Raw genomic sequence first — 26,980 nt, 5'->3', positions numbered from 1 at the left:
ACGCGAGTCCCTGTGAGAGTAGGACGTTGCCGGGCAATTTAAGAAACCAGTTCAGTTGATGAGCTGGTTTTTTTGTGTTGTTTTTATAGGGACCAGGGAGGATTTTGGATACTTGTTAGAGCTGGATGGGTGAGGAGTCGGGAAGGATCTTTCGTCAAGGATACTACCTTAAAGACTTGTGGAAGCTATAGAAAAGCTGCGCTATTCAACACCTATGGGACATCTATACTCGGGGGAAGGTGGGTGAAGTGTGGAAGAAAGCAGTTATGCTCCACCTATGAAGCATCTATGCCCGATCTATACCGGGGTATAGGTGGTTGAAAGGTAGGTGAAGTATGGAGGAAAGTAGCTAGCTATGCTCCACCTATGAAGCACCTACGCCCGATCTATCACCTACCTGCTCCCCACCTATCCCCGAAATAAAGATACGAAAAAGACAAAGGAAGCCACCTATCAAATACTAATGATTCCCCTTTCCTGGGGTTATGTAATTAAAGCTACGAATAGTTGAGCTATGCCAATTTCAAGAACACACCCCAGCATTTTGCTACAACATTTAAGCCGTGAATTCCAAAGGTTTCTACATGAATTATTCCTCAAAGATATTTATATGTTGGACATTTTGAAAGACATACAACGAAATTCACTTGTGGGCATAGAATAATATATAAATTTAAAATATTGTATACAGTTTGTGGCCGGGGGCGATACTAAGAGGTATGGAGGTGTAGTAAATGGCCAACTGCGAGCGTGAAACAAATGATCATCTTAACGAAGAATGTGCAATCTGTGAATCGACGAAAAAAAAGGGAATGCATCTATATAATATTTTTATTTGCTCGGAATGTGAGGATGTGTTAATTCATACAGAAACAAATGACCCTTTGTATAATGAGCATGTAGAGAAGTTGAAGAAAATGAATATTTCCAGTATTTACTCATAAAACTTGAATACCGCTATACTCCATCCTTATAATATAGTCAGCTGGCCCCTTCAACCGGAAGGAGCCTTTTTATTTGTTGGAAAAGGAGGCGTGTATGAGTGGCGGAAAAAATAATTAAAGTACCAATATTAGATATGCTGGAGAAACACCGAAATAAGAAGTCCATATCCATGCATGTTCCAGGCCATAAAAATGGTGTTGTCCTGCCTATTGAGGCTCCTCGGAGTTTTAGTTCGGTCCTGTCATGGGATGTGACAGAACTTGCAGGATTAGATGATTTGCATGAACCAGAAGAGGGTATTAAAGAGGCTGAAGCATTATTAGCGAAGTTTTATCAGACTAAAAAAAGTTACTTTCTTGTGAATGGAACAACTGTCGGTAATCTTGCGATGATCTTGGCTAGTATTGAGCCTGGAGATAAAGTCCTTGTACAAAGGAATTGCCATAAATCTGTGATGAATGGATTAAAACTAGCTAAAGCTAACCCAATATTTCTGACGCCTGTTATAGAATCTGATATTTCAATTGGTGTTCCATATGAAACAATTTATAATAGTTTGAATGATCATCTGGATGTAAAAGCAATTATTCTTACATATCCTAATTATTATGGGTTGGGAGTAGATCTGGCATCTATCATTAAGCGAGCTCATAAAAAGGGTATTCTAGTTTTAGTTGATGAAGCGCATGGTGCCCACTTTGCGGCAGGTGCTCCTTTTCCGCCATCTGCTGTCAATTTGGGGGCAGATATAGTTGTTCACTCAGCTCACAAAACCCTGCCTGCTATGACAATGGGCTCCTATTTACATATAAACAGTGAATTGGTAAACCAAGAGCGTGTGGAAGGGTATTTAAGAATGCTGCAATCAAGCAGCCCATCTTATCCAATTATGATGTCTCTAGATTTAGCGAGGGCTTATTTAGAGAGCTATTCAGAAAAGGATAAGGAATATTTAATAGAGCAAATTGAGTCTTTTAAACAATATTTACGAAGGCATGAGGAACTGTGCATTTTCGAATCAGAAAACAGCGATATTCAGGATCCTTTAAAGCTTGTTCTCTATCATAAAAACGGAATGTCAGGCTTTGAGCTGCAAAAATTAATGGAGCAAGCAGGGATTTATTCAGAGCTCGCAGATGAGCTGCATGTACTGCTTGTTCTGCCTTTATTAAAGAAAAGTCAACCATATTCTGTTGATGATATTATACAAAGGCTAGAAAGGATTAATTGGATTACAGGAGAACAAACACGAATAAGCCTGGCTAGTAACCCATTAAAAAATAAACAACAACATATGGAGAGTGTCCTAGCAATATCCTATGAGGAAATGGATATAATGCCGCGGAAAAGAATTTCTCTTGCTCATGCATGTGGAGAAATCTCAGCAGAAACAATTGTTCCATATCCTCCAGGTATTCCGCTCATTCAAAAGGGAGAGATTATTACCTATGACATGGTGCAGAAATGCACATCCTTACTAACTCAGGGGGCTAAAATCCAAGGAGGAGTTTATTTAAAGCAACAACAAATTGAGGTCTTTGTGTAAGTCACATATGATATACTATCTAGTAGTTACAATATTGGAGGTTACTGCCTTGAAACGTGGAGTTTTTATAACGGTAGAGGGTCCTGAAGGGGCTGGGAAAACGACCGTACTAGCAAGAGTGGGAGAGCAGCTTGAAAAGGAAGGCTACTCAATTGTACTGACAAGAGAACCTGGTGGAATTCCTATTGCAGAACAAATCCGGCAGGTCATCTTAAATCCTGATCATACTGAAATGGATTCCAGGACAGAAGCACTGTTATATGCAGCAGCGCGCAGACAGCATCTTATGGAGAAGGTGGTACCTGCATTAAATAAAGGCTGTATTGTCTTATGTGACCGGTTTGTAGATAGCTCATTGGCTTATCAGGGGTATGCAAGAGGTCTTGGGATAGAGGAAGTCAGAGAAATCAATCGCTTTGCTATACAGGATACCATGCCAGAACTTACATTGTTCTTTATGATTGATCCTGAAATTGGCTTGAAGAGAATTGAAAATCATAAAAGTCGGGAAATAAATCGTTTGGATCTTGAGAAGCTCAATTTCCACCAAAAAGTATATGAGGGCTATCAACTATTAATAAAAAATGAACCTGATAGAATAAAGGTAATTGATGCAAATCAAAGCTTTGAAGAAGTTTATCAAGAAACTCTTCAACAAATTCGGACATATATTCACAGGAGACCTTAAGGCAAATGCTTTAAGGTTTTATATTTATCACTTGAATTGCTTTATGGTTACAGAATAACTGGTATAATGGATAAGTAAAGCTTTTTCTTTATAATCCTTATAGGAGGTTTTAGCCATGAAACTTATAATAGCAGTAGTACAAGATAAAGATAGTACTAAATTATTAGGTGATTTGGTCGACAATAACTTCCGAGCAACTAAGTTGGCTACAACTGGAGGATTTTTAAAATCCGGTAATACTACCTTTTTGATAGGTACTGAGGAATTAAGGGTGAATAAGGCTCTTGAAATCATAAAGAAGAACTGCAAATCCAGAGAGCAGCTTGTAGCACCAGTTACTCCAATGGGTGGTAATACAGACTCTTATGTACCTTATCCAGTAGAGGTCGAGGTAGGAGGAGCAACAGTTTTTGTAATGCCGGTGGATAAGTTTTACCAATTTTAACAATTTATACAGTCAGTGAGGATGAGAGGAAATAAGCATGATTAACACGTGGGATCAATTAGCCAATCAACAACCAAGAGTATCAATGATGCTCAAGAATAGCCTAATGAAGAATCGTGTGGCCCATGCTTATCTTTTTGAAGGAGAGCGTGGTACCGGTAAAAAGGATACAAGTATTCTTCTGGCTAAATCTTTATTTTGCCATAACCGAGAAGACGGTTTTCTTCCCTGTGAGGAATGTACAAATTGTAAAAAAATTGACCATAAAAACCATGCGGATGTCCATGTTATTGAACCGGATGGTTTATCGATAAAAAAGGAACAAATTCGATTGCTTCATGAGGAATTTCAAAAGAAGGCAGTTGAGTCATCACAAAAAGTTTACATTATTACGCATGCACATAAAATGACTGCTTCTGCGGCCAATAGTTTATTGAAATTTTTAGAAGAACCTCATGCAGGGACAACAATTATTTTGCTTACAGATCAAATTCACCGCATGCTTTCAACCATCCTATCCCGTTGCCAAACGTTATCCTTTATGCCGTTAAATCCAAAGGAATTAAGTAAGCAGTTAATACAGGCAGGAGTACCTGTCACGAAGGCTCCCTTGATTGCGAGTTTGACGAACAGTGTCGATGAAGGTTTGTCGTTAAATGAGGATGAGTGGTTTGCACAAGCCCAAAAAATAGTGGTAAAATTATTTGAAGCAATGAAAAATCCTGTGGATGGTATTATGGTCATTCAGGAGAGTTGGCTTTCGCATTTTAAAGAAAGAGAACAGACAGAAATAGGCTTAATGCTCCTATTGAATATATATCGTGATCTCCTTTATATACAGCTGGATAAGCCGGAAGAGATTGTATACAAAGATATGGAGGAAAGGCTTCGCCAATTGGCCATTCAACATTCCCCCAAAAAATTGGCGTATCAAATGAATCAAATATTAGAGTCAAAACGAAAAATTTCGGCTAATATAAACCCACAGCTGTTAATGGAGCAGCTTGTGCTTAACCTTCAGGAGGGGTTTACACTTGTATGATGTTGTAGGAGTCCGCTTTAAAAAGGCGGGTAAAATATATTATTTTGACCCAGGTGATTTGGAAATAGCCAAGGATGAATACATCATAGTTGAGACAGTACGCGGAGTAGAGTTTGGAAAAGCTGTTATACCCAGAAAGCAGGTTGGGGAAAATGATGTAGTTCTGCCCCTGAAAAAAGTTATTCGAATAGCTGATGAAAAAGACCGGCTGATTGTGGACGAAAATAAACAAATCGCTGAACAGGCATTTCAAGTATGCAGCGAAAAAGTGGTTGAGCATCGTTTGGAAATGAAGCTTGTAGATGTTGAATATACTTTTGATCGTAATAAGGTGATTTTTTATTTCACAGCAGATGGACGAGTTGATTTTCGTGAGCTGGTTAAAGATCTGGCAGCTATTTTCCGAACACGTATTGAATTAAGACAGATTGGTGTCAGGGATGAGGCAAAAATGCTTGGAGGCATTGGACCTTGCGGCAGGATGTTATGTTGTTCTACATTTCTTGGGGACTTTGAACCGGTCTCCATTAAAATGGCTAAAGACCAAAACTTATCATTGAATCCCACGAAAATCTCAGGTCTATGCGGGCGTTTGATGTGCTGTTTAAAATATGAGAATGATGAATATGAGAGCGCAAAAGAGCAGCTTCCAGATTTGGGAGAGTACGTGGTTACACCGGTTGGTCGCGGTAAAGTAATCGGTCTTAACATTCTTGAAAAAATCATGCAAATAGAATTGCAGGGTAAGGAACGAGTAGTTGAATATACGCTGGATGAGATGATGGAGGAAGGCACCTTCTCGATTCAAGCCACAGATTAATAAGGTGGTGGGTGTTGATGAATAAAAAGGAAATTTTCGATTCGGTTAGCAGTATGGAAGCTCAAATTGGAGATTTGTATAAGCAACTTGGAGATTTAAAAGAACATCTCGCAGAAATATTGGAAGAAAATAATTCCCTCAAGTTAGAAAACGAAAATGTAAGGCGTCGCTTGCTGGATTTAGAAAAGACAAAGCCTGCGGTTTCTCAGAAAAAGCAAGCAAAAAAAGGCAATAAGCTAATGGATGTCGGAGAGGGCTACGATAATTTAGCGAGACTATATCAAGAAGGTTTCCATATTTGTAATCTGCACTTTGGAAGTCCACGTAAAGATGGGGATTGCCTGTTTTGTCTTTCATTTTTAAATAAGAAATAAAGATAGTCTTTCCTATCGATAGGAAAGACTATTTTTATAATTGATTTTTTACTGTATATAGGTAGGAGCGGATTGTAGAGTGTATATATTAAAGGATGATGAGCGTCTGGATTATTTATTGGGAGAGCCACTTAGGATTATTCAAAGCCCGAGTGTCTTTTCTTTTTCATTGGATGCTGTTTTATTATCTAAATTTGTATATGTTCCCATTCAAAAAGGGAATTTGGTCGATTTATGTTCTGGAAATGGTGTCATTCCACTCTTGCTCAGTACACGCACCAAGGGGCGTATATACGGAGTGGAGATTCAGGAGCGACTATATGATATGGCCGTTAGGAGTATAGGCTACAATAAGCTGGATGATAGAATTGAAATGTACCATGAGGATTTAAATAAAATTATTCCAATTCTCGGCCATGATAAATATGATGTTGTCACCTGTAATCCACCCTATTTTTTGACACCAGCGAAGGAAATTCAAAATGAAAATGAACATTTTGCCATAGCCAGGCATGAAATTAAATGTACATTGGAGGATGTAATCAGAGTGAGCAGCCAGCTTTTAAAGAACGGCGGTAAAGCGGCCTTTGTTCATAGACCCGGTAGGCTGCTTGATATTGTAACGTTAATGAGAAAGTATAGATTAGAACCAAAACGTCTTCAATTTGTGTATCCAAAGGCAAATAAAGAGGCAAATACAATCCTGATTGAAGGAATAAAAGGCGGAAATCCTGATTTAAAATTATTGCCACCATTAATTGTGTATGATGAAAATAATGAGTATACCAAAGAATTGAGAACCATCATCAATGGACAAGAATAATCACTATTTTTATGTACTTGAATGTGCGGACGGCAGTTATTATGCTGGGTATACAAATGATGTAAATAAGAGAGTGAATACACATAATGATGGGAAAGGTGCCAAATATACACGAGGGAGAAGGCCTGTGGTGCTTCGCTATGTCGAGGAGTATCAGACAAAGACAGAGGCTATGCAGGCTGAGTATCGCTTTAAACAGCTAAGCAGGGGCGCCAAGGAAAGGATCGTACAAATGGGAGGAACAGATAATGAAGGCCCAAAAAAGCTTTGAAAAAGAGAATGAAGCAGTTCTCTATTTAGTACCAACACCAATCGGTAATTTAGATGATATGACATTTCGCACAATAAATATCCTCAAGCAGGCAGATTTAATTGCGGCAGAGGATACAAGGAATACAAAAAAACTGTGCAATCACTTTGATATTCAGACACCGTTAGTCAGTTATCACGAGCACAATATGAATCAGAGCGGGGAATCCTTGATTGAGAAAATGAAAAGTGGAAAACAAATTGCCCTCGTAAGCGATGCCGGAATGCCTGCTATTTCAGATCCTGGCTATGAGTTAGTCCAGTCCTGCATAGAGGAGGACATAAAGGTCGTATCATTGCCTGGTGCAAATGCGGCACTAACGGCACTGATTGCTTCAGGTATAGTCCCGCAGCCATTTTATTTCTATGGATTTCTAAACCGAAGCCGTAAAGAGAAGAAGAAAGAACTGGAGCGATTAAAAATAAAGGATTCGACCATAATCTTCTATGAATCTCCTCATCGTTTAAAGGAAACACTTACGATAATGTATGAGTATTTTGGAAATCGAAAAATAGTATTGGCAAGAGAGCTGACAAAAAAGTTTGAGGAATATATTCGAGGGACGATGTCTGAGATTATACAATGGGCTAATGAACATGAAATACGCGGTGAGTTTGTGATCATAACCGAGGGGTCAGATAGGGAAGAGTTAGATGATCTAGGAACAGCCTGGTGGACAGAGATGGAATTGAAAGAGCACGTCGATTTTTATATTGAATCTGAGAACCTTAAACCGAATGAAGCGATAAAAAAGGTTGCGAAAGATAGGGGTCTTCAAAAAAGAGAAATCTATCAGGCTTATCATGTTGAAGAGAATTAAATTAAAAGCTAATCAAAAAGCTCCCCGAAAGGGAAGCTTTTTGATTAGTTGTTTACAACCAAGTTTTCTTGAATCTCTTTAAGAAGCTGTTCTGCTCCTTCACGGCTAAGGATTAATTTACCGTCAGCAAGTGTGAAGTTGTTGTCGGATACTTCACCTGTAACTTGGCAAGTCATATTCGGCTTATATTTTTTTAGAATAATTTTTTCATCGTCAACATAAATTTCTAAAGCATCTTTTTCTGCGATTCCTAAAGTACGACGAAGCTCAATTGGAATTACCACCCGTCCAAGCTCATCTACTTTACGTACAATACCTGTGGATTTCATAAAAATACTCCTCTCATAGTAAAATATTTTTTTAATAAAATTCGTCATTATTCGACAAAATTTAAGGATGTTTTCATAATACCAAGCATTCCCAAAACCGTCAATGTTTTTGGATTGCATAATAATAGTAGTTTATTCCATATTTAGTGAGGTTTTATGAAAAAAACAGTAAAAAAACGATATAAATTTACATAAATCTACATTAAATGAATCATTTACATGGACAAATTGACGATAAATTATAAAAGATTCAAAATAAATCAAATATATTTTGCGCATATTTGTAATTTTATTACAAAATTAAATATATTCATATAATTAATACATCTTGTCTACAATAATTATTTGTGAAAAAGCTTTCAATATATGAGTGTAATAAAATTTTCCAAAAGCGCCCCGGGTTCATATGTATAAAAATAATTAAAATTCCTTTATAATGTACTATTATGTAATGTATTTATAAGCAAATCTTACGTACTTTATTGCAAGGCCTTTAAGGAGTGGAAAAGATGAAGGAAAAATTAAATACTTTTTATATTACTACCCCAATTTACTATCCAAGTGGAAATCTTCATATTGGACATGCATATACGACAGTTGCAGGAGATGCAATGGCTCGTTATAAGAGAATGCGTGGATATGATGTTATGTACCTAACTGGTACAGATGAACATGGGCAAAAGATTCAGCAAAAGGCAGAAGAAAAAGGAATCAGCCCGCAGGAATATGTTGATGGTATGATCAGAGACATCAAAATACTATGGAACAAGCTTGATATTTCTTATGATGATTTCATTAGAACCACTGAAGAAAGACATAAGAAGGTTGTTGAGAAGATTTTTAAACGCTTGCTTGATCAGGGCGATATTTATCTTGATCAATATGAAGGCTGGTATTGCACTCCATGTGAATCATTTTTCACAGATCGTCAGGTAGAAGAGGGCAATTGTCCTGATTGTGGACGTCCAGTTGAAAAGGTAAAAGAAGAATCCTACTTCTTTAAAATGAGTAAATATGCTGACCGATTATTAAAGTTTTACGAAGAGAACCCTGAGTTCATTCAACCGGAGTCACGCAAAAATGAGATGATTAACAACTTCTTAAAGCCTGGTTTAGAGGATTTAGCTGTTTCCAGAACAACTTTTGACTGGGGCATAAAGGTGCCGGGTGATCCTAAGCATGTTATCTATGTTTGGATTGATGCATTATCTAATTATATTACGGCTTTAGGTTACGGTACTGATGATGACTCCAAGTACATGAATTATTGGCCGGCAGATGTCCATTTGGTTGGTAAGGAAATCGTTCGTTTCCATACTATTTACTGGCCAATCATGTTAATGGCACTTGATCTACCTCTTCCTAAAAAAGTATTTGCACATGGCTGGCTATTAATGAAAGACGGCAAAATGTCTAAATCTAAAGGGAATGTTGTAGATCCTGTAACGCTCATAGATCGATATGGTTTGGATGCCCTTCGTTATTACTTATTGCGTGAGGTTCCATTCGGAGCGGATGGCGTATTTACTCCAGAAGGCTTCGTTGAAAGAATTAACTTTGATTTAGCCAATGACCTTGGAAACTTATTGAACAGAACTGTTGCAATGATTAATAAGTACTTTGAAGGAAAAATACCAGCTTATAAAGGGTCAGAGCGTGAATTTGATCAGCAGCTGCTGCAGGCTAATAAGGAAACGGTAGTAAAATATGAAGAGGCAATGGATGATATGCAATTCTCTGTTGCGTTGTCTACTATATGGCAATTGGTAAGCCGCACAAATAAATACATTGATGAAACTCAACCATGGGCCTTAGCGAAAGATGAAGCTAAAGTTGACGAGTTGGCATCTGTAATGGTTCATTTAGCAGAATCCTTAAGAAGAGTTGCTATCATGCTGAAGCCGTTCCTAACTGTAACTCCTGAAAAAATATTTGAACAATTGGATTGTCAGGATCCTTTATTACAAAGCTGGGATAGCTTGAAAGAGTTCGGATTGATCTCTGAAAATTCAACTGTTAAAAAAGGACAGCCTATCTTCCCTCGCCTGGATATGGAGGAAGAAGTTACTTATATTAAGGAAGCGATGCAAAGCACGGCACCAGCTGCACCGGTCCAAGAAGCGAAAAAGGAAATCGAACAACCTACAGAGGTAGAAGAGATTACGATTGATGATTTCAAAAAGGTGGAGCTCAGAGTAGCTCAAGTAATAAAGGCTGAGCCCGTGCCAAAAGCAGACAAACTGTTAAAACTTCAATTAGATCTTGGATATGAGCAGCGTCAGGTTGTTTCTGGCATTGCGGAGCATTACAAACCAGAAGAATTGACTGGTAAGAAGGTTATTTGCGTAACGAATTTAAAACCGGTTAAACTTCGCGGTGTACTATCTCAAGGGATGATTTTAGCTGGTAGTCTTGATGGTCAATTAGCGTTGGCCTCAATTGCGGAATCCCTACCAAATGGGGCACAGGTTAAATAATTGATTTTGAACGTAGGGATGTTACATGTGAAACATCCCTATTGTTTTGGGTATAGAGAGGTATTCTAGGCAAATGGTAAAGGAGTGCTAACATTGTTATTTGATACACATGTGCATTTAAATGATGAGCAATTTGATAATGATTTGGAAGAAGTTATCAGTCGAGCCAAAGCGAATGGAGTAGAGCGGGTTATCGTTGTTGGTTTTGATGAGAAGACTATTAAACGAGCAATGGAGTTAATAGAAACTTATGACTTTATGTATGCAGCGATTGGTTGGCATCCGGTAGATGCAATCGATCTAACTGATGAATATCTTGAATGGATTGAGGAGCTGACCAAGCATCCAAAAGTGGTGGCAATTGGAGAAATAGGCTTAGACTATCATTGGGACAAATCACCGAAGGATATCCAAAAGGATGTATTCCGCCGTCAGATTCGTCTTGCTAAAAAACTTAAGCTTCCTATCATCATTCATAACAGGGATGCTACAGAGGACGTAGTAGAGATCCTTAAGGAAGAGCATGCAGAAGAAGTTGGCGGAATTATGCATTGCTTTAGCGGCAGTGTGGAAACGGCACAGGTATGCTTAGACATGAATTTTTATATTTCTTTAGGCGGACCGGTTACATTCAAAAATGCAGTTAAACCCAAAGAGGTTGCAAAGGCCGTGCCGTTGGAAAGATTATTGATTGAAACCGATTGTCCTTATTTAGCCCCTCACCCGTTTAGAGGGAAACGAAATGAACCAGGCTATGTCAAACTTGTTGCTGAGGAAATAGCAAGGTTGAAAGAAGTTTCTTATGAGGAAGTTGCTGAAGCAACAATGAGTAATGCCAAAACACTTTTTAAATTGATTTAAAGACAGATTCCCCCATTTTATTGGATGAAAATATACGTATATGGATAGGTAGACTGGATGTCATTAACTGCTTCGAGACAATCCTTACTCTAATAAGCATGAGAGCGGTATTATTTGACAAGCCTATTTATATATTTATATAATGCATTCAGTGAAAAGGGGGTAATTTTTTCGTGAATAAATACATGAAAAACCTATTTTCCAGGCCGCGGCAAACGCCAAAGGTAATATTAATGATGACTAGTATCGCTGTATTTCTATTAGCTTCCGGAGTTTTATTTTTTGAAGGAACAAAGAAGACAGTGGCACTGAGCCTGGATGGAGAAAAGCAAAAGGTAAAAACCCATGCTGATACCATAAGTGAATTACTTGAAGAACATGACATATTAGTAGATTCGAAGGACTATCTCAGTATACCTGAAACGACTAAAATAAAAGATGATTTACACATTGTGTGGGAGCCTGCTGTTGATATAAAGGTCATAATAGATGACAAAGAGCAGAGCTTTGCTACGACTGCGAAGACAGTTGAAGATGTTTTAAAAGAGGAAAATATACAGCTAAGGAACGAGGATTTCCTGTCCCATGATATGAATGACAAGATAGAAGCCGGTATGATCATACATATTGAGAAGGCTTTTCCTGTTACCGTAATTGATGGTGAGAATGAAAAAATACTATGGACAGTCTCGACCCCTGTGAAGGACTTTTTAGATACTGCCAATATACATATTGGTGATTTGGACCGTGTTGAACCTGGGATAAACGAGCAGCTTAGTAAGAAAGCATCCTTGTCTATTACACGAGTTGAAAAAGATACGGAAGTAGTGGAAGAACCGATTGCATATGAGACTATCAAGCGAAATGATCCCGCATTAACCTCAGGAAAACAGAAAGTAACCACTGAAGGCGTTAACGGTCTCATAAGTAAGAAATATGAGCTTATTAAAGAAAATGGGAAAGTTGTGTCCAAAAAGCTGATTTCAGAAAATGTTATTAAGGAAAAAACTGATCAGGTAATCTCCGTTGGGACAAAACAAAAACTACCTATAGCAAAGCCAATGTCTAATGTAAAAAAGAACGTGCAGAAGGCTAGTGATAGTGATGAATATTATGTTACGGCTACTGCCTATACCGTTGACTGTGATGGCTGTTCGGGTAAAACTGCAGTTGGCATTGACCTGCGTGCAAATCCGAACAAAAAGGTTATCGCTGTTGACCCTAACCTAATACCGCTTGGCTCAAGAGTATATGTAGAAGGCTATGGTTATGCAGTTGCAGGAGATACAGGTGGCGCCATAAATGGGAATAAAATTGACGTCTATGTTCCTACATCTGCCGAAGCCCATAACTGGGGTGTAAAAAAGGTCAAAATAAAAGTTATTCGTTAAATATTACGGTAATTTATACAGTGGATTTCGTATCCGCTGTTTTTTTACGTTATAATAGGCAGGGTTAACCGTAAATAAATTAATATTACATTAATATTACAAAAATAACACAAATATATCAATTGTAAATTACAAATTTTAGATAAAATTTTTTGGAGGGAAAATGAAAATCAAAGAAATTATTGTCGTTGAAGGAAAAGACGACACCACGGCCATCAAACGCGCTTTAAATGCTGATACAATAGAAACGAATGGTTCAGCTATTAATCAGGAAACATTAAATAAAATTCGCTTGGCGCAAAAGGTCAGGGGAGTGATTGTTTTTACTGATCCTGACTTTCCGGGAGAGAGAATAAGACAAATCATTTCACAGGAAGTACCCGGATGCCAGCATGCGTTTCTGCCAAAGCACTTGGCTATCCATAAGTCAGGGCGTGGGCTGGGTGTTGAACATGCGTCTGATGAAGCCATCAGAGATGCATTAAAAAATGCGAAACTAATGGATTCGGAATTAAAAGAAGTAATCAGTAAGGATGATTTGGTCTTATTTGGTTTAGTTGGCGGTCCAGGTTCCGCTGAGAGACGGGAAAAGTTAGGTCGATATCTGAATATCGGCTATGCAAATGGCAAACAGCTATATACAAGATTGAAGATGTTTGGAATCTCAAAGGAAGAGCTCATGAAGGCAATCGAACATATAAATGGAGTGGAAATAAATGAATAAAGATATTGCAACCCCAATTAAAACAAGAGAAATACTGGATAAATATGGATTCTCCTTTAAGAAGAGTCTTGGCCAGAACTTCTTAATTGATACAAACATACTACGAAATATTGTTCACCATTCGGGTGTCCACTCAGAGAGCGGAGCAATAGAAATTGGGCCGGGTATTGGCGCGTTGACAGAACAATTAGCAAAGAACTGTAAGAAAGTTGTAGCCTTTGAAATAGATCAACGCCTTTTGCCGATCTTAAAAGATACTCTTTCAGCTTATGATAATATCCAAGTTATTCACGAGGATATACTGAAAGCAGACGTAGCAAAAGTGATTAAGGAGGAGTTTACTGGTCAGGTAGATGATCTTCATATTGTAGCGAACTTGCCATATTACGTTACTACGCCGATTATCATGAAACTACTTGAAGAACGTCTGCCCCTTGAAAGCATAACGGTTATGCTTCAAAAAGAAGTTGCTGATCGTATGGCAGCAGCTCCAGGAACGAAAGAATATGGGTCATTGTCGATTGCAGTCCAGTATTACACAACAGCTGCAGTAGCCATGATTGTACCGAAAACGGTATTTGTGCCGCAGCCTAATGTAGATTCTGCTGTTATCCATCTAAAGGTCAGAGATAAACCGGCTGTAGAGGTTGAAGACGAAGGTTTCTTTTTTGAAATTACGAGGGCAAGTTTTGCTCAAAGAAGAAAAACGATTTTAAATAACTTAGTTTCCCAGCTTCCTGATGGAAAAGCAAGAAAGGAACTGATTCTCCAAGGGCTGGAAGCTGCGGGTATAGATCCGATTAGAAGAGGAGAGACATTATCTCTGCAAGAGTTTGCCGATTTGAGTAATGCTCTTAAACCTCATTTTAAATAAATATATAAAGCAAAAAAAGCCAGTTCAAGTTGATCTGGCTTTTTTCTGTCTTCACATCTGACCCTTGATCTGCATAGCCTATGTTGAATCCATTGATTAGTTGCAGTGACATAATATGGAGTGAGGCTTTCATGATAAAGGTTAATGATATAGTTGGTCGGAAATCATATGATTGCGATATCTATTTTCGTGTTATAGATATTTTGGAGCATGATGGCGGAAAAATTGCGATCATATTTGGTGAAGATATACGTTTGGAAGCAGATGCACCCCTCTCGGATCTAAAAGTAATAGGCGAAGATGAGAGAGCTACAAGAAATATGTATACAGATACTTTGGTGAATCAATCAAATCATCTTATATCACAGGAATTTGAGCGATTGCGTCATAAAAAAGAATATGAAGTCACAGATGGGTACCGACAGCCTGTTGATTATTTTCAAATCCCTGGAAAGGTGCTGCATCTTGATGGAGATCCTAGTTATTTGGAGAAATGCCTGACCCTTTATAAGCGCATTGGAATTCCTGTACACGGAGAACATTGTAAGGAGCGTGAAATGCCTTATAAGGTTGGAGAATTATTGGATCAATACAGGCCTGATATCCTTGTCATCACAGGCCATGATTCCTATTCGAAGTCTAAAGGAGCCATTAATGATATAAATGCATATAGGCATTCAAAGGACTTCGTAATGGCCGTCAAGGAGGCTAGGAAAAAAATTCACCATTTGGACCATTTAGTTATCTTTGCAGGTGCTTGCCAATCTCATTTTGAATCATTAATCGTTGCTGGTGCTAATTTTGCCAGTTCTCCTTCCCGTGTGAATATCCATGCATTAGATCCGGTTTATATTGTTGGAAAGATAAGTCTTACGCCTTTTATGGATCATGTGAATGTATGGGAGGTTCTTCGTAATACTTTAACGGGTGAGAAAGGGCTTGGAGGAGTTGAATCGAAGGGTGTTCTTAGAATCGGAATGCCTTATCATACAAACGAGGCGAAGGAAAAGCTTGAAACAGATGACTGATTGTCTAACCCATATCATATGGTTTTTTAAAAGGTTCTTACCTATCTCTCAACTCTTGAATTAGTACTATTTATAAGCAGATTCTTAACAGAATGATTGCTAATGCCAAAAGTACCGATGGTTAATGATCGGTGCTTTTTTTATATTCACCAGATAAAGGGATAAAGTCAGTATTGATCCCTGCTAAATTGATTCCGCTGACTCGTGTTTAGTGAAGGGTAGAATGTTTTGTAGAAGTGGCTCTCCAAGATAGTTTTATTCAACAAAATAAATCATTTATCCCCTCTATAATCTTAAACATAATGTAATTGGAATTTACATACATATCTATCTGTCGAATAGGGTAGAATAAAAGAGAGAAAAAAACGGTATTTTTCTTGTGAAAAACATTGACAAACAAATTTGATCACTGATATAATTTATTATTTTATTTGACCGTCATTAGTCTATGTGATATACTACTTTTAGTGAGGTGGACGAAGCATGCCAAAAAGTTTGAATGATATTAAACAGATTTTGGATTCCCATTTGGGACAGAAGTTGCTACTCAAAGCGAATGGCGGTAGAAGAAAAACTATCGAACGTTCAGGTGTATTAGCTGAAACTTATCCCTCAGTATTCGTTGTCGAATTAGATCAGGATGAGAACTCTTTTGAAAGAGTTTCATACAGCTATGCAGATGTATTAACAGAAACGGTAGAATTAACATTTACTGAAGAGACATCAGGAAAAATGGCGTAACGGCAGTGAACAATAGTTCTCTGCTTTTTTATTTGCCTACATGAATATATTGGCTGTTATGAAATTTAGTTTTAGATAAATGATATAAAGGTCGTACCGATAAAAAGGAGCTGTTAAACTTGGGCAGAAGAGGTATGATGTCTGAAAAGTTTAAAGAAGAGCTTGCTAAGGAACTTGGTTTCTGGGATGTAGTGCAGAAAGAAGGATGGGGCGGAATTAGAGCCGTTGATGCAGGGAATATGGTGAAAAGGGCAATTGAAATAGCAGAGCAGCAATTAGCCAATCGATCATAAATGCTGTGACATTCGACTTTCCGAAAACTAATACTTGTTCGGTACGGCAATTAAACCCCAGGGATTTATATCCTGGGGTTTTCTTGTTCGCCACAAATTAAAGAGAAAAATTTATACGAATAGTGGCGATTGGTGTTACGAAAATGTACAATGTGAGAAGGTAACAAAAGGATAAGTAGGTGAACAGAATGAAATGGATGGAGAAAGCACCTGCTAAGATTAACTTGGCACTGGATGTTTTATATAAAAGGGAAGATGGCTTCCATGAAGTTGAAATGGTTATGACGAATGTCGATTTAGCAGATCGGATCGAACTGATGGAACTAAATAACAATACCATAAAAATTAACTCGCATAACCGCTATGTGCCGGATGATAGTCGGAATTTAGCTTATCAGGCAGCAGCATTATTGAAAAAGAAATACGAGATTAATACAGGTATTGAAATAATCATTGATAAACATATCCCTGTGGCAGCAGGTCTTGCAGGTGGCAGCAGTGATGCTGCAGCAACATTAAGAGGGTTAAACCGTATTTGGAACCTTGGCCTTTCTATGGACCAGCTTGCAGAGCTTGGAGCTGAGATAGGATCAGATGTATCATTTTGTGTGCATGGTGGTACAGCAATCGCAAGAGGCAGGGGAGAAAGAATTGAGCATCTGCCAGCACCTCCAAACTGCTGGGTAGTTTTGGCGAAGCCGACAATAGGGGTATCTACAGCAGATGTCTATCGTAATTTGAAGATAAATGAATTGGCACACCCTAATATAAATTCAATGGTAGAGTCTATATATAATCAAAATTATGAGGCTATGTGTCAAAGTATGGGAAACGTTTTAGAGAGTGTAACGTTAAAAATGTATCCTGAAGTGAAAATGATTAAGGAACAAATGAGCAGGTTCGGAGCTGACGCTGTGTTAATGAGTGGAAGCGGACCTACAGTATTTGGCTTGGTTGAACATGATTCACGTATGCAAAGGATTTATAATGGGTTAATGGGTTTTTGTGAACATGTTTATGCAGTTCGCCTGCTTGGAAACAGGCTGGATATTGAATAAGCACGGACATTAATATAAAATCATAATAAAATATTCGTGTTCTGGGGGTAAAAATGAAATTGCGCAGAAGTGAACGTCTTGTAGATATGACAACCTATTTGATGGATCATCCCTCCACCCTTATTCCACTATCCTTTTTCTCAGAAAGATATCAATCTGCGAAATCTTCTATCAGTGAGGATCTCGTGATTATTAAACAGACCTTGGAAGCAATGGGGAATGGAACGTTGGTTACTGTCCCTGGAGCGGCAGGCGGAGTAAAGTATATTATTGGCGTGAGTATGGAGGAATCTGACCAAATCATCAAGGATTTATGTGCTTTGATGGAGACACCGGAAAGGCTGTTACCAGGCGGCTACCTTTATATGACGGATATTTTGGGTCAGCCAAAAATAATTGGTAACGTAGGAAAACTAATTGCCTCACATTATGCAAACCAAAATATTGACGTTGTTATGACAGTAGCAACAAAAGGTATTCCTTTAGCATATTCAGTAGCTCACTATTTAAATGTTCCGGTGGTTATTGTCAGAAGAGATTCATTAGTAACAGAAGGCCCGACATTAAGCATTAATTATGTGTCAGGCTCAAATAAAAGAATTCAAACAATGGTCTTGTCGAAGAAAAGTCTTAAAAGGGATTCGAAGGTTTTGATTGTGGATGACTTCATGAAAGCCGGCGGAACCGTAAACGGTATGATTAACTTAATTGAGGAATTTGATGCAAATGTAGCAGGGATTGCTGTGTTAGTTGAAGCTGAAAATTCTGAGGAGCGTCTTGTCGATGAGTACCTATCTTTGATTAAATTGACGGATGTGAATATGAAGGACAAAACAATTAAGGTAAATAAAGGGAATTTCTTCCGATCTAAGTAGGAAGTAATCGGCATAACCGATTGGATGTTCAGTGCCTTTTATACTGCGATTATATTCAGTTATTAAAAAGTTTCACAATTATTTCTATATTTTTCAAAAAAAAGAAGGAATATCATAATTTTTGTGGAAATAGTTTAGTAATTCGCATTATAAAAGGTGGTGACATAGATGGAAGTGACTGACGTAAGATTACGCCGCGTCAATACAGATGGTAGAATGAGGGCGATTGCATCCATTACTTTGGATAATGAATTTGTTGTTCATGATATTCGAGTTATAGATGGGAATAATGGCCTGTTTGTGGCAATGCCAAGCAAACGCACACCAGATGGAGAGTTCCGTGATATCGCTCATCCAATCAATTCTGGAACGCGCGGTAAAATCCAGGAAGCTGTTCTTGCCGAGTATCACCGTATTGGTGAAATGGAAGAGGTAGAGTTAGAAGGAGCAGGAGCATCTTAATAGATAGAAAATTTAAAATCAACATCTAGAGCCGACCATCTGAGAGGCTCTTTTTTATTTTTCTTCACAAATTCCTCTAATACTCTCCAGTGCATTTCTCTTCACAAATTTATAAATTAATTCATGGTTTTGACTCCACTTCTTGAAAAGAACATGGAGTTAAGGTATATTCGTAATGGATAAAAAGGTAAACGGAGGGCAATCATGACGAACCGAAATGCTGTAATACTAGCTGCGGGAAAAGGGACGAGAATGAAATCCAGCTTATATAAAGTATTACATCCCGTATGCGGCAAGCCGATGGTAGAACATGTTATAGATAACGTATCATCCATTAAGGCGGAGAAAATTGTAACGATTATTGGTCATGGCGCTGAAGAGGTTAAGTCAGTCTTAAAGGACAAGACTGAATATGCACTGCAAGCAGAACAATTAGGAACTGCCCATGCGGTTATGCAAGCACAGGACCTACTTGGTAGTGAAGAAGGCACAACTCTTGTGATTTGCGGAGATACACCTCTTATTACAGCAGAAACGTTAGATGCATTATTAAATCTGCATGCTGAGCAAAAAGCAAAAGCTACAATCCTCACGGCACGAACAACCAATCCTGCTGGTTATGGTCGTATCGTGCGAAACAAAGAGGGCTTGGTTGAGAAAATTGTAGAACATAAAGATGCAACTGAAGAAGAATTGCTTATTGAAGAGATTAACACTGGCACTTACTGTTTTGATAATAAGCTCTTATTTGATTGCTTAAAGAATGTTTCTAATCATAATGCACAGGGTGAATACTATTTACCGGATGTTATTGAGATACTAAAGAAACAGGGAGAAATTATTTCTGCATATGAGACACCTGATTTTGCAGAAACGCTAGGTATTAATGATCGAGTAGCACTGTCTCAGGCAGAAACATATATGAAGCGTCGTATTAATGAACAGCATATGCGTAATGGAGTCACTATTGTAGATCCAGAAAACACATATATCCATAAGGATGTACAAATAGGAACGGACTCATATATATATCCAGGTACGACTATTACTGGTCATACAGTAATAGGAAGCGGCTGTAAAATAGGGCCGAATACGGAAATCGAAAATTGTAATATCGGAGATAATACGGTTATTCGCCAATCGGTTGCACATGATAGCCAAATTGGATCTGAGGTTCAAATAGGACCTTTCGCCCACATTCGTCCTCAATCCAATATTATGGACGATGTTAAAATTGGGAACTTTGTTGAAATCAAAAAAACCACCTTTGGTAAAGGAAGCAAGGCATCTCATTTAAGTTACTTAGGAGATGCAATTGTTGGAGAAGGTGTAAATGTTGGATGCGGAAGCATCACGGTAAATTATGATGGTAAAAATAAATTCCTGACTACGATTGAAGACGGAGCTTTTATCGGTTGTAACTCGAACCTGGTTGCTCCTGTAACTGTAGGAAAGGGAGCATATGTTGCCGCTGGTTCAACGATTACGAAAGATGTTCCAGGTGAGGCATTATCAGTTGCCCGTGCACGTCAGGTAAACAAAGAAAATTATGTAGGCAAGTTAAATCTTAAAAAATAGTCTTGGAGGCCCATAATGTCAAATCGATATTTAGATCCTAATTTAAAGGTTTTTTCTCTTAATTCGAATCCCGGATTAGCAGAAGAAATTGCTAAAGAGATTGGCGTTGAATTAGGAAAATGCACAGTGTCGCAATTTAGCGATGGTGAAGTACAAATCAATATTGAAGAAAGTATTCGCGGATGTGATGTTTATGTCATTCAATCAACAAGTCAGCCTGTAAATGAACATCTAATGGAGCTGCTAATTATGATTGATGCGCTGAAAAGAGCGTCTGCTAAGACCATTAATATTGTTATGCCTTATTATGGTTACGCGCGTCAAGATAGAAAAGCAAGAGCACGTGAACCTATTACAGCCAAGCTTGTAGCTAATTTATTGGAAACAGCAGGGGCATCACGTGTCATTACACTTGATCTTCATGCTCCTCAAATTCAAGGATTCTTTGATATTCTGATTGATCACTTAATGGGTGTGCCAATTCTTGCGGATTATTTCCAACAGAAGAATTTGGAGGATATCGTTATTGTATCTCCGGATCATGGCGGAGTAACAAGAGCCCGTAAAATGGCTGATCGCTTAAAAGCACCTATTGCTATTATTGATAAACGCCGTCCAAGACCAAATGTTGCAGAAGTAATGAATATTGTTGGCAACATTGAAGGAAAAACAGCTATCTTAATTGATGATATTATTGATACTGCCGGTACGATTACACTCGCTGCCAATGCGTTGATTGCAAATGGAGCAAAAGAAGTATATGCCTGCTGTACACATCCAGTACTATCAGGTCCGGCAATTGAAAGAATTCAAAGCTCCAAAATTAAAGAACTGGCTGTTACAAACACCATTGCACTACCAGAAGAAAAAAGAATTGATAAGATCGTAAATCTATCAGTGGCTTCTTTAATTGGAGAGGCAATTATCCGTGTTCATGAGGAACAATCAGTAAGTACATTATTCGATTGATCAGAAGTCTGCCATAAGGCAGACTTCTTTTAGTTATCATTCAATGTAACTTACCCATAGTGATAAGTGAATTGTTTCGAATTCAGGAGATTAGGGAATATGAAAGGGTGATATTTAAAATAGATTAGGATGGTGAAGCAAAATGGTTACAACTTTAACAGTAAGTGAACGAACAGATTTGAAAAACTCATCTTTAAGAAAATTAAGATCAGAAGGTAATTTCCCTGCAGTTGTATATGGGAAGGAAAAAGAAGCGAAGACAATATTTGTAGAAGAAAGTAGTTTTTTAAAGGCGATTAAAGAAAGTGGACGCAATGGCGTACTATCGCTTGAGATAAATGGAAGTAAGGAAAAGGTAATGCTTACAGAGTATCAACAAGATCCTATAAAAGGGAATATTGTGCACGCTGACTTTTTAATCGTGAATATGTCGCAGGAAATGGATGTAGAGGTGCGAATTGATCTTGTTGGACAGGCAGAAGGAGTGAAATCCGGAGGTATGCTGCAACAAACTCTGCACACAGTAACAGTATCCTCTAAGCCTGATGATATTCCAGGCTCAATCGAATATGACGTTTCTGATTTAAAAATTGGTGATTCCATTATCATCGCTGATTTAAATGTAGATGGTTCTTATACCATTTCACAGGATGAAGATGAAGTCGTTGCATCCATCCTTCCTCCTACAGTTGAAATGGATGATGATGCTGTAGAAAAAGAAAGTGCTGAGACAACGAATAATAAAGAAGACTAAGTTTATACTGATGAGCAATATAGGTTGTGAAATAAGAAGGTTGTTGAGAATTGTCGATTCTCAGCAGCCTTTTTTATCATGACAAAAAAGAGAAGAGGACATGCTAAAAAAATCACAAATTTTTGTTATCCTTATTTTCCTTTGAGGATGAAACAGTATAAAATGTTAAGAGGAAACTAATTAGTTTGATATTCACAAGGATGTGTAAAGGTATGAAGTTGATTGTAGGTCTTGGAAACCCAGGATCACAGTATGAGCGAACACGTCATAATATCGGGTTTTTAATCATTGATTATTTGGCTGAACGCTGGAATATTAAAATGAATCAAAGTAAATATAATGGCTTATATGGAACAGGAACCGTTAATGGAGAAAAGGTCGTTTTATTAAAGCCATTGACATATATGAATCTTTCGGGGGAAGCCATTGCTCCGTTAGCCCGTTTTTATAAAATAGGTCTGGATGATATTGCAGTCATCTATGATGATCTTGATTTACCAAGGGGTAAAGTTCGACTCAGACAAAAGGGAAGCGCCGGCGGTCATAATGGGATGAAATCAACCATCCAGCATTTGGGCGGAGATAGTTTTAACCGTATAAGAGTTGGAATTGGCAGGCCGGAAGGAAGAATTCCCGTACCCGATTACGTTTTAACCAATTTCAAGGATGATGAATGGGAAATCATGAAGGAGGCAATTGATAAATCCTTAAAAGTCTGCGATCAATGGCTTAATGAGCCATTTTTAAAGGTAATGAACTCATTTAATGGGCAATAATCATATCCATCCACTAGACTGAATAAACAATAAGATAATGGTGCATACTAGCGGTATATAATAAAGCGGAGGGTATGATATGACGCTACATTATTGCTGCAGGCACTGTGGGCACACTTTAGGTGAGATTAGCGAACAGCAGGATGAATTATATCAATCGGTTTATGATTTTCTTTCAACCGAGGAAAGAAAAGAGATTATTGAATATGGTGAGAATGGAACTATTCGCATTCGATCAATTTGTGAAAGCTGCCAGAATACGCTGGATCAAAATCCAGACTATCATTTGCTTGAACACTTAATACAATAAGACAGTGGACTGCTTTGGATGAAAATTCCAAAGCGTTTTTCTGTTTATTATTTTCACATAGCAGACCAACTATAAATATATAAATTATGTAGAAGGCTGAAGGGAGGACGGATTATATGAATAAATTGCAGCAACTACTTACAGATAACAAAGATATTCGATCCATTACAGATGGGCTACAGGAAGGTCTGAAGGAACAATTATTAGCCGGTTTAACAGGTTCTTCGCGTTCTCTCTTTATGGCAGCGCTATATGAACAAACAAATCGGCCCCTTCTAGTGGTGGTACCGAATCTTTTACATGCCCAAAAAGTATATGAAGACCTAACGTCGATTTTAAATAAAAATAAAGTATTTCTATTTCCAGCAAATGAATTGATTGCTGCTGAATTAAGTATTGCCAGTCCTGAACTGCGTACACAGAGAATAGAAACACTTAATTATCTTGCAACAGAGGAAAAAGGCGGAGTTATTATTGCTCCGATTTCCGGTATTAAAAAGGTGCTTCCACCTCGTTCTGTTTGGAAGGAATCCTTGATTGAATGGAATGTGGGCGATGATCTGAATATCGAGAGCGTATTGGAGAATTTAATCTCGCTTGGATATTCGAGAACGGATATGGTATCGACTCCAGGTGAGTTTTCTCTTAGAGGCGGAATATTGGATATCTATCCTCTGACAGAAGAAAACCCTTTCCGGATTGAATTGTTTGATACAGAGATTGATTCCATTCGTATATTTTCAGCTGAAGATCAAAAATCGCTACAAAAGGTAGAAAAGGCATTTATCAGCCCGGTCAATGAAATTATTTTGAATAAGGGCAATGTGGCTAAAATAGCAGAGCATTTAGAAGCCGGCTTAAGCCAATCCTTAAAGAAGATTAAAAATGCAGATGCACAACAGCGGATGGTTCAGCAAATCGAGCATGAAATTGAAATGCTTAGAAGCGGGAATAAGTTTGACCATATCACTCAATATATGTCACTGGCCTATGATAAACAGGCTAGTTTGCTAGATTATATTCCGACAGAGAGTATCGTCATTTTTGATGAAATCAGCAGAATTCAGGAGATGGGTGAACAGCTGGATAAAGAAGAGGCTGAATATTATACAACTCTACTTGATGAGGGGAAAATTATTCATGATATTACTCTATCTCATTCACTCTCTTCACTTATGAGTCAACATAAATATCCGCATATTTATATGTCATTGTTTTTAAGGCATGTACCTCAAACAAGCCCTCAAAACATCGTAAATATCAGCTGCAAGCAAATGCAGGATTTCCATGGGCAGATGAATTTATTTAAAGCTGAGGTAGAACGCTGGAAAAAAGGAAAATACACAGTTGTTCTTATGGGTGCCGATGAGGAGCGGGTCAAGAGAATAGAGCGTATCCTAGAGGATTACGAAGTCGATGCAAGCTTTGTACAAAATAAAGATGATATTAAGATAGAATCCCTGCAAATTATGGAGGGGCAGCTACTGACTGGATTCGAGCTTCCTATGCAGAGACTAGCACTCATTACGGAGAAAGAACTGTTTAATAAGCGAACAAGAAAATCAGCCAGAAGGCAAAAAATGTCCAATGCCGAACGTATAAAAAATTATTCGGAATTGAAGCCTGGCGATTATGTTGTCCATGTAAATCACGGGATAGGGAAGTTTATTGGTATTGAAACATTAGAGATTAATGGAATTCATAAAGATTATCTTCATATTCGCTATCAGGGAACTGATAAGCTTTATGTGCCAGTAGATCAAATTGACCTGATTCAGAAATATGTTGGTTCAGAAGGTAAAGAACCTAAGATGTATAAGCTTGGCGGTAATGATTGGACACGCGTAAAAAGTAAGGTTCAATCAACGGTCCAGGATATAGCTGATGATCTAATCAAATTATATGCAGAACGAGAGACCGCGAAGGGCTATGCTTTTATGCCGGATGGAGAAATGCAGAAGGATTTCGAAGCCTCTTTTCCATATAAGGAAACAGAAGATCAGCTGAGATCTATTGTTGAAATCAAGAAGGATATGGAACGTGAACGTCCAATGGATCGTTTACTATGCGGTGATGTAGGATATGGGAAGACTGAGGTTGCCATTCGGGCAGTATTTAAAGCTGTTGCTGATGGTAAACAGGTTGCCTTTTTAGTGCCAACTACCATTCTTGCACAGCAGCACTATGAGACCATGCGTGAAAGGTTTCAGGATTTCCCAATCAACATCGGCCTTTTAAGTAGATTCAGAACAAGAAAACAGCAGAATGAAACAATTAAAGGTCTAAAAAACGGAACAGTTGATGTGGTTATTGGAACACATAGAATTTTATCTAAGGACATCGTTTATCGAGATCTTGGTTTACTTGTTGTAGATGAAGAGCAACGATTTGGTGTAACACATAAAGAAAAAATTAAACAACTAAAAACAAATGTAGATGTTCTGACTCTGACAGCTACCCCAATACCAAGAACCTTGCATATGTCCATGCTTGGTGTGAGGGATCTTTCAGTAATTGAGACACCTCCGGAAAATCGTTTCCCTGTGCAAACCTATGTAATGGAATATAATCCGATGCTAGCACGGGAGGCAATTGAGCGGGAGATGGCAAGAGGAGGACAGGTATACTATCTGTATAACCGTGTAGAAGATATTGAAAGAAGAGCTGAAGAGCTGTCGATGCTAATCCCGGATGCCAAAATCGTGACTGCGCATGGAAAAATGACAGAAAGTGAGCTTGAATCTGTCATGTACAGTTTCCTTGAGGGTGAGGCTGATGTGTTGGTAAGTACTACCATAATTGAGACTGGAGTGGATATTCCTAATGTAAATACACTCATCGTTTATGATGCAGACAGGATGGGCTTATCCCAGTTATATCAACTACGGGGAAGGGTTGGAAGATCCAATCGTGTAGCATATGCGTATTTTACTTATCGGCAGGATAAGGTATTGACAGAGGTTGCAGAAAGAAGATTGCAGGCAATAAAGGAATTTACAGAGTTGGGTTCAGGCTTTAAAATAGCAATGAGGGATCTGACCATTCGAGGTGCAGGTAATCTTTTGGGTGCGGAGCAGCATGGCTTTATCGATTCTGTTGGATTTGACCTTTATTCCCAAATGCTCAAAGAGGCAATTCAGGAACGAAAAGGGGATACCAATAAAGAAGTCCATAATCTGATTGAAATTGATCTTAAAGTAGATGCATATATTCCGGATTCTTATATTTCTGACGGCAATCAAAAAATCGAAATGTACAAACGTTTCAGAAGCATATCAACTTCTGAGGAATTGGATGAACTTCAGGAGGAAATGCTTGACCGATTTGGAGAATTTCCACAAGAAGTTACCTACCTGTTTAAAATTGCAGAAATTAAAGTTCTTGCCATTCGGGCAGGTGTAGAATTAATTAAACAAACAAAAGATGAAGTTACTATTATCACCTCTGAAAAAACAAGTAAAGAAATTGATGGACATGTATTATTCAGATCTGCTTCAAAGTTTGGTCGTATGGTCGGACTGGGTATGGAGGCTAATCGCTTGAAAATGGTTCTTTACGTAAAGAAAGTACCGGTTCAGGACTGGCTCAATGCTGCCTTTGAATTAGTTTCTGAGTTGGAACGTAACAAAAAGGTTAAAGAAAAGACTGAATAGTAAAATGTGAACTA

At 38.1% G+C, this 26,980-nt stretch carries 28 protein-coding genes; 27 read left to right on the top strand and 1 reads right to left on the bottom strand.

Annotated elements, in window-relative coordinates; genetic code table 11:
- Positions 1 to 734: 734 nt before the first annotated feature.
- From AC4BHA_RS18750 to rsmI, 10 genes are all read left to right on the top strand, one after another.
- Complete coding sequence (locus tag AC4BHA_RS18750; RefSeq protein WP_066103225.1) at positions 735 to 944, top strand: sigma factor G inhibitor Gin; 210 nt, start codon at positions 735 to 737, stop codon at positions 942 to 944.
- A 98-nt stretch (positions 945 to 1,042) separates the two neighbouring features.
- On the top strand, positions 1,043 to 2,491 hold the full coding sequence (locus AC4BHA_RS18745; RefSeq protein WP_254654693.1) for an aminotransferase class I/II-fold pyridoxal phosphate-dependent enzyme: 1,449 nt from the start codon (positions 1,043 to 1,045) through the stop codon (positions 2,489 to 2,491).
- A 7-nt stretch (positions 2,492 to 2,498) separates the two neighbouring features.
- Positions 2,499 to 3,179, top strand: coding sequence for a dTMP kinase (gene tmk / locus AC4BHA_RS18740; protein WP_148631348.1), 681 nt, complete (start codon positions 2,499 to 2,501; stop codon positions 3,177 to 3,179).
- A 115-nt stretch (positions 3,180 to 3,294) separates the two neighbouring features.
- The gene (gene darA / locus AC4BHA_RS18735) at positions 3,295 to 3,624 is read left to right on the top strand and encodes a cyclic di-AMP receptor DarA (RefSeq protein ID WP_066103220.1); all 330 of its coding nucleotides are present in this window, start codon (positions 3,295 to 3,297) and stop codon (positions 3,622 to 3,624) included.
- A 37-nt stretch (positions 3,625 to 3,661) separates the two neighbouring features.
- Positions 3,662 to 4,666 carry a DNA polymerase III subunit delta' gene (gene holB, locus AC4BHA_RS18730; RefSeq protein ID WP_066103216.1) on the top strand — a complete coding sequence of 335 codons (1,005 nt, stop codon included), beginning with the start codon at positions 3,662 to 3,664 and terminating at the stop codon, positions 4,664 to 4,666.
- Positions 4,659 to 5,486, top strand: a complete 828-nt coding sequence (locus AC4BHA_RS18725) for a PSP1 domain-containing protein (RefSeq protein WP_066103211.1) — start codon at positions 4,659 to 4,661, stop codon at positions 5,484 to 5,486. Before holB ends, AC4BHA_RS18725 begins: the two co-directional genes overlap by 8 nt.
- A gap of 17 nt (positions 5,487 to 5,503) precedes the next feature.
- Entirely contained in the window at positions 5,504 to 5,860 is a 357-nt protein-coding gene (gene yabA, locus AC4BHA_RS18720) for a DNA replication initiation control protein YabA (RefSeq protein ID WP_066103206.1), read from the top strand.
- Positions 5,861 to 5,945: 85 nt separating this feature from the next.
- Positions 5,946 to 6,683, top strand: coding sequence for a tRNA1(Val) (adenine(37)-N6)-methyltransferase (locus tag AC4BHA_RS18715; protein ID WP_066103240.1), 738 nt, complete (start codon positions 5,946 to 5,948; stop codon positions 6,681 to 6,683).
- Positions 6,670 to 6,954: a GIY-YIG nuclease family protein gene (locus tag AC4BHA_RS18710; RefSeq protein ID WP_066103203.1), complete on the top strand. Its 285-nt coding sequence runs from the start codon at positions 6,670 to 6,672 to the stop codon at positions 6,952 to 6,954. The genes AC4BHA_RS18715 and AC4BHA_RS18710 overlap by 14 nt, the downstream gene beginning before the upstream one ends.
- Positions 6,932 to 7,813, top strand: coding sequence for a 16S rRNA (cytidine(1402)-2'-O)-methyltransferase (rsmI, locus tag AC4BHA_RS18705; RefSeq protein WP_066103200.1), 882 nt, complete (start codon positions 6,932 to 6,934; stop codon positions 7,811 to 7,813). Before AC4BHA_RS18710 ends, rsmI begins: the two co-directional genes overlap by 23 nt.
- 44 nt (positions 7,814 to 7,857) lie before the next feature.
- On the opposite strand, the gene abrB is transcribed toward rsmI, so the two are convergent.
- Positions 7,858 to 8,148 (bottom strand): transition state genes transcriptional regulator AbrB, encoded by a 291-nt coding sequence (abrB, locus tag AC4BHA_RS18700; RefSeq protein WP_139063808.1) that lies wholly within the window; start codon positions 8,146 to 8,148, stop codon positions 7,858 to 7,860.
- A 503-nt stretch (positions 8,149 to 8,651) separates the two neighbouring features.
- On the opposite strand from abrB, the gene metG reads away from it, so the two are divergent.
- The 17 genes from metG to mfd all read left to right on the top strand — a co-directional run bounded on the left by metG (position 8,652) and on the right by mfd (position 26,966).
- Entirely contained in the window at positions 8,652 to 10,619 is a 1,968-nt protein-coding gene (metG, locus tag AC4BHA_RS18695) for a methionine--tRNA ligase (protein ID WP_066103195.1), read from the top strand.
- Positions 10,620 to 10,712: 93 nt separating this feature from the next.
- Complete coding sequence (locus AC4BHA_RS18690) at positions 10,713 to 11,480, top strand: TatD family hydrolase (protein WP_066103192.1); 768 nt, start codon at positions 10,713 to 10,715, stop codon at positions 11,478 to 11,480.
- A gap of 173 nt (positions 11,481 to 11,653) precedes the next feature.
- On the top strand, positions 11,654 to 12,871 hold the full coding sequence (locus tag AC4BHA_RS18685; protein WP_316246012.1) for a resuscitation-promoting factor: 1,218 nt from the start codon (positions 11,654 to 11,656) through the stop codon (positions 12,869 to 12,871).
- A gap of 163 nt (positions 12,872 to 13,034) precedes the next feature.
- The gene (gene rnmV, locus AC4BHA_RS18680; RefSeq protein WP_490559047.1) at positions 13,035 to 13,595 is read left to right on the top strand and encodes a ribonuclease M5; all 561 of its coding nucleotides are present in this window, start codon (positions 13,035 to 13,037) and stop codon (positions 13,593 to 13,595) included.
- Positions 13,588 to 14,469, top strand: coding sequence for a 16S rRNA (adenine(1518)-N(6)/adenine(1519)-N(6))-dimethyltransferase RsmA (gene rsmA, locus AC4BHA_RS18675; RefSeq protein ID WP_066103185.1), 882 nt, complete (start codon positions 13,588 to 13,590; stop codon positions 14,467 to 14,469). Before rnmV ends, rsmA begins: the two co-directional genes overlap by 8 nt.
- A gap of 131 nt (positions 14,470 to 14,600) precedes the next feature.
- Positions 14,601 to 15,497 (top strand): sporulation peptidase YabG, encoded by an 897-nt coding sequence (yabG, locus tag AC4BHA_RS18670; RefSeq protein ID WP_066103182.1) that lies wholly within the window; start codon positions 14,601 to 14,603, stop codon positions 15,495 to 15,497.
- 483 nt (positions 15,498 to 15,980) lie between these two features.
- Positions 15,981 to 16,238: a biofilm formation stimulator Veg gene (gene veg / locus AC4BHA_RS18665; protein ID WP_066103179.1), complete on the top strand. Its 258-nt coding sequence runs from the start codon at positions 15,981 to 15,983 to the stop codon at positions 16,236 to 16,238.
- A 137-nt stretch (positions 16,239 to 16,375) separates the two neighbouring features.
- Positions 16,376 to 16,531, top strand: coding sequence for a small, acid-soluble spore protein, alpha/beta type (locus tag AC4BHA_RS18660; protein WP_066103234.1), 156 nt, complete (start codon positions 16,376 to 16,378; stop codon positions 16,529 to 16,531).
- A gap of 188 nt (positions 16,532 to 16,719) precedes the next feature.
- Positions 16,720 to 17,589: a 4-(cytidine 5'-diphospho)-2-C-methyl-D-erythritol kinase gene (gene ispE, locus AC4BHA_RS18655; RefSeq protein ID WP_490559046.1), complete on the top strand. Its 870-nt coding sequence runs from the start codon at positions 16,720 to 16,722 to the stop codon at positions 17,587 to 17,589.
- 53 nt (positions 17,590 to 17,642) lie between these two features.
- A complete protein-coding gene (gene purR, locus AC4BHA_RS18650) occupies positions 17,643 to 18,464 on the top strand; it encodes a pur operon repressor (protein WP_066103173.1) in 822 nt (273 codons plus the stop codon).
- Between the two features lie 168 nt (positions 18,465 to 18,632).
- The gene (gene spoVG, locus AC4BHA_RS18645) at positions 18,633 to 18,926 is read left to right on the top strand and encodes a septation regulator SpoVG (protein WP_066103170.1); all 294 of its coding nucleotides are present in this window, start codon (positions 18,633 to 18,635) and stop codon (positions 18,924 to 18,926) included.
- Between the two features lie 204 nt (positions 18,927 to 19,130).
- Positions 19,131 to 20,504: a bifunctional UDP-N-acetylglucosamine diphosphorylase/glucosamine-1-phosphate N-acetyltransferase GlmU gene (gene glmU / locus AC4BHA_RS18640; protein WP_066103167.1), complete on the top strand. Its 1,374-nt coding sequence runs from the start codon at positions 19,131 to 19,133 to the stop codon at positions 20,502 to 20,504.
- Positions 20,505 to 20,519: 15 nt separating this feature from the next.
- Positions 20,520 to 21,473 (top strand): ribose-phosphate diphosphokinase, encoded by a 954-nt coding sequence (locus AC4BHA_RS18635; protein ID WP_066103164.1) that lies wholly within the window; start codon positions 20,520 to 20,522, stop codon positions 21,471 to 21,473.
- Positions 21,474 to 21,615: 142 nt separating this feature from the next.
- Positions 21,616 to 22,227, top strand: coding sequence for a 50S ribosomal protein L25/general stress protein Ctc (locus AC4BHA_RS18630; protein ID WP_066103161.1), 612 nt, complete (start codon positions 21,616 to 21,618; stop codon positions 22,225 to 22,227).
- Positions 22,228 to 22,439: 212 nt separating this feature from the next.
- Positions 22,440 to 23,003, top strand: a complete 564-nt coding sequence (gene pth / locus AC4BHA_RS18625) for an aminoacyl-tRNA hydrolase (RefSeq protein WP_066103158.1) — start codon at positions 22,440 to 22,442, stop codon at positions 23,001 to 23,003.
- Positions 23,004 to 23,082: 79 nt separating this feature from the next.
- Positions 23,083 to 23,313, top strand: a complete 231-nt coding sequence (gene fin / locus AC4BHA_RS18620; RefSeq protein WP_066103155.1) for an anti-sigma-F factor Fin — start codon at positions 23,083 to 23,085, stop codon at positions 23,311 to 23,313.
- Positions 23,314 to 23,429: 116 nt separating this feature from the next.
- On the top strand, positions 23,430 to 26,966 hold the full coding sequence (gene mfd / locus AC4BHA_RS18615) for a transcription-repair coupling factor (protein WP_148631341.1): 3,537 nt from the start codon (positions 23,430 to 23,432) through the stop codon (positions 26,964 to 26,966).
- The last annotated feature ends 14 nt before the right edge of the window (positions 26,967 to 26,980 follow it).

The sequence above is a fragment of the Pradoshia sp. Z3_51 genome (assembly GCF_058215915.1).
Note: the sequence above shows the minus strand (reverse complement) of the source record. Positions and strands in the feature narration are given on the sequence as shown.

Bases quoted from the DNA above. Each gene is read 5' to 3' on its own strand.
- fin (WP_066103155.1), top strand. From the start codon at position 23,083: ATGACGCTACATTATTGCTGCAGGCACTGTGGGCACACTTTAGGTGAG.
- yabG (WP_066103182.1), top strand. From the start codon at position 14,601: ATGATAAAGGTTAATGATATAGTTGGTCGGAAATCATATGATTGCGAT.
- ispE (WP_490559046.1), top strand. From the start codon at position 16,720: ATGAAATGGATGGAGAAAGCACCTGCTAAGATTAACTTGGCACTGGAT.
- pth (WP_066103158.1), top strand. From the start codon at position 22,440: ATGAAGTTGATTGTAGGTCTTGGAAACCCAGGATCACAGTATGAGCGA.
- rsmI (WP_066103200.1), top strand. From the start codon at position 6,932: ATGAAGGCCCAAAAAAGCTTTGAAAAAGAGAATGAAGCAGTTCTCTAT.
- AC4BHA_RS18635 (WP_066103164.1), top strand. From the start codon at position 20,520: ATGTCAAATCGATATTTAGATCCTAATTTAAAGGTTTTTTCTCTTAAT.
- veg (WP_066103179.1), top strand. From the start codon at position 15,981: ATGCCAAAAAGTTTGAATGATATTAAACAGATTTTGGATTCCCATTTG.
- metG (WP_066103195.1), top strand. From the start codon at position 8,652: ATGAAGGAAAAATTAAATACTTTTTATATTACTACCCCAATTTACTAT.
- AC4BHA_RS18630 (WP_066103161.1), top strand. From the start codon at position 21,616: ATGGTTACAACTTTAACAGTAAGTGAACGAACAGATTTGAAAAACTCA.
- AC4BHA_RS18750 (WP_066103225.1), top strand. From the start codon at position 735: ATGGCCAACTGCGAGCGTGAAACAAATGATCATCTTAACGAAGAATGT.
- holB (WP_066103216.1), top strand. From the start codon at position 3,662: ATGATTAACACGTGGGATCAATTAGCCAATCAACAACCAAGAGTATCA.
- spoVG (WP_066103170.1), top strand. From the start codon at position 18,633: ATGGAAGTGACTGACGTAAGATTACGCCGCGTCAATACAGATGGTAGA.
- rsmA (WP_066103185.1), top strand. From the start codon at position 13,588: ATGAATAAAGATATTGCAACCCCAATTAAAACAAGAGAAATACTGGAT.
- purR (WP_066103173.1), top strand. From the start codon at position 17,643: ATGAAATTGCGCAGAAGTGAACGTCTTGTAGATATGACAACCTATTTG.
- rnmV (WP_490559047.1), top strand. From the start codon at position 13,035: ATGAAAATCAAAGAAATTATTGTCGTTGAAGGAAAAGACGACACCACG.
- yabA (WP_066103206.1), top strand. From the start codon at position 5,504: ATGAATAAAAAGGAAATTTTCGATTCGGTTAGCAGTATGGAAGCTCAA.
- AC4BHA_RS18710 (WP_066103203.1), top strand. From the start codon at position 6,670: ATGGACAAGAATAATCACTATTTTTATGTACTTGAATGTGCGGACGGC.
- AC4BHA_RS18660 (WP_066103234.1), top strand. From the start codon at position 16,376: ATGTCTGAAAAGTTTAAAGAAGAGCTTGCTAAGGAACTTGGTTTCTGG.
- mfd (WP_148631341.1), top strand. From the start codon at position 23,430: ATGAATAAATTGCAGCAACTACTTACAGATAACAAAGATATTCGATCC.
- tmk (WP_148631348.1), top strand. From the start codon at position 2,499: ATGATATACTATCTAGTAGTTACAATATTGGAGGTTACTGCCTTGAAA.
- darA (WP_066103220.1), top strand. From the start codon at position 3,295: ATGAAACTTATAATAGCAGTAGTACAAGATAAAGATAGTACTAAATTA.
- glmU (WP_066103167.1), top strand. From the start codon at position 19,131: ATGACGAACCGAAATGCTGTAATACTAGCTGCGGGAAAAGGGACGAGA.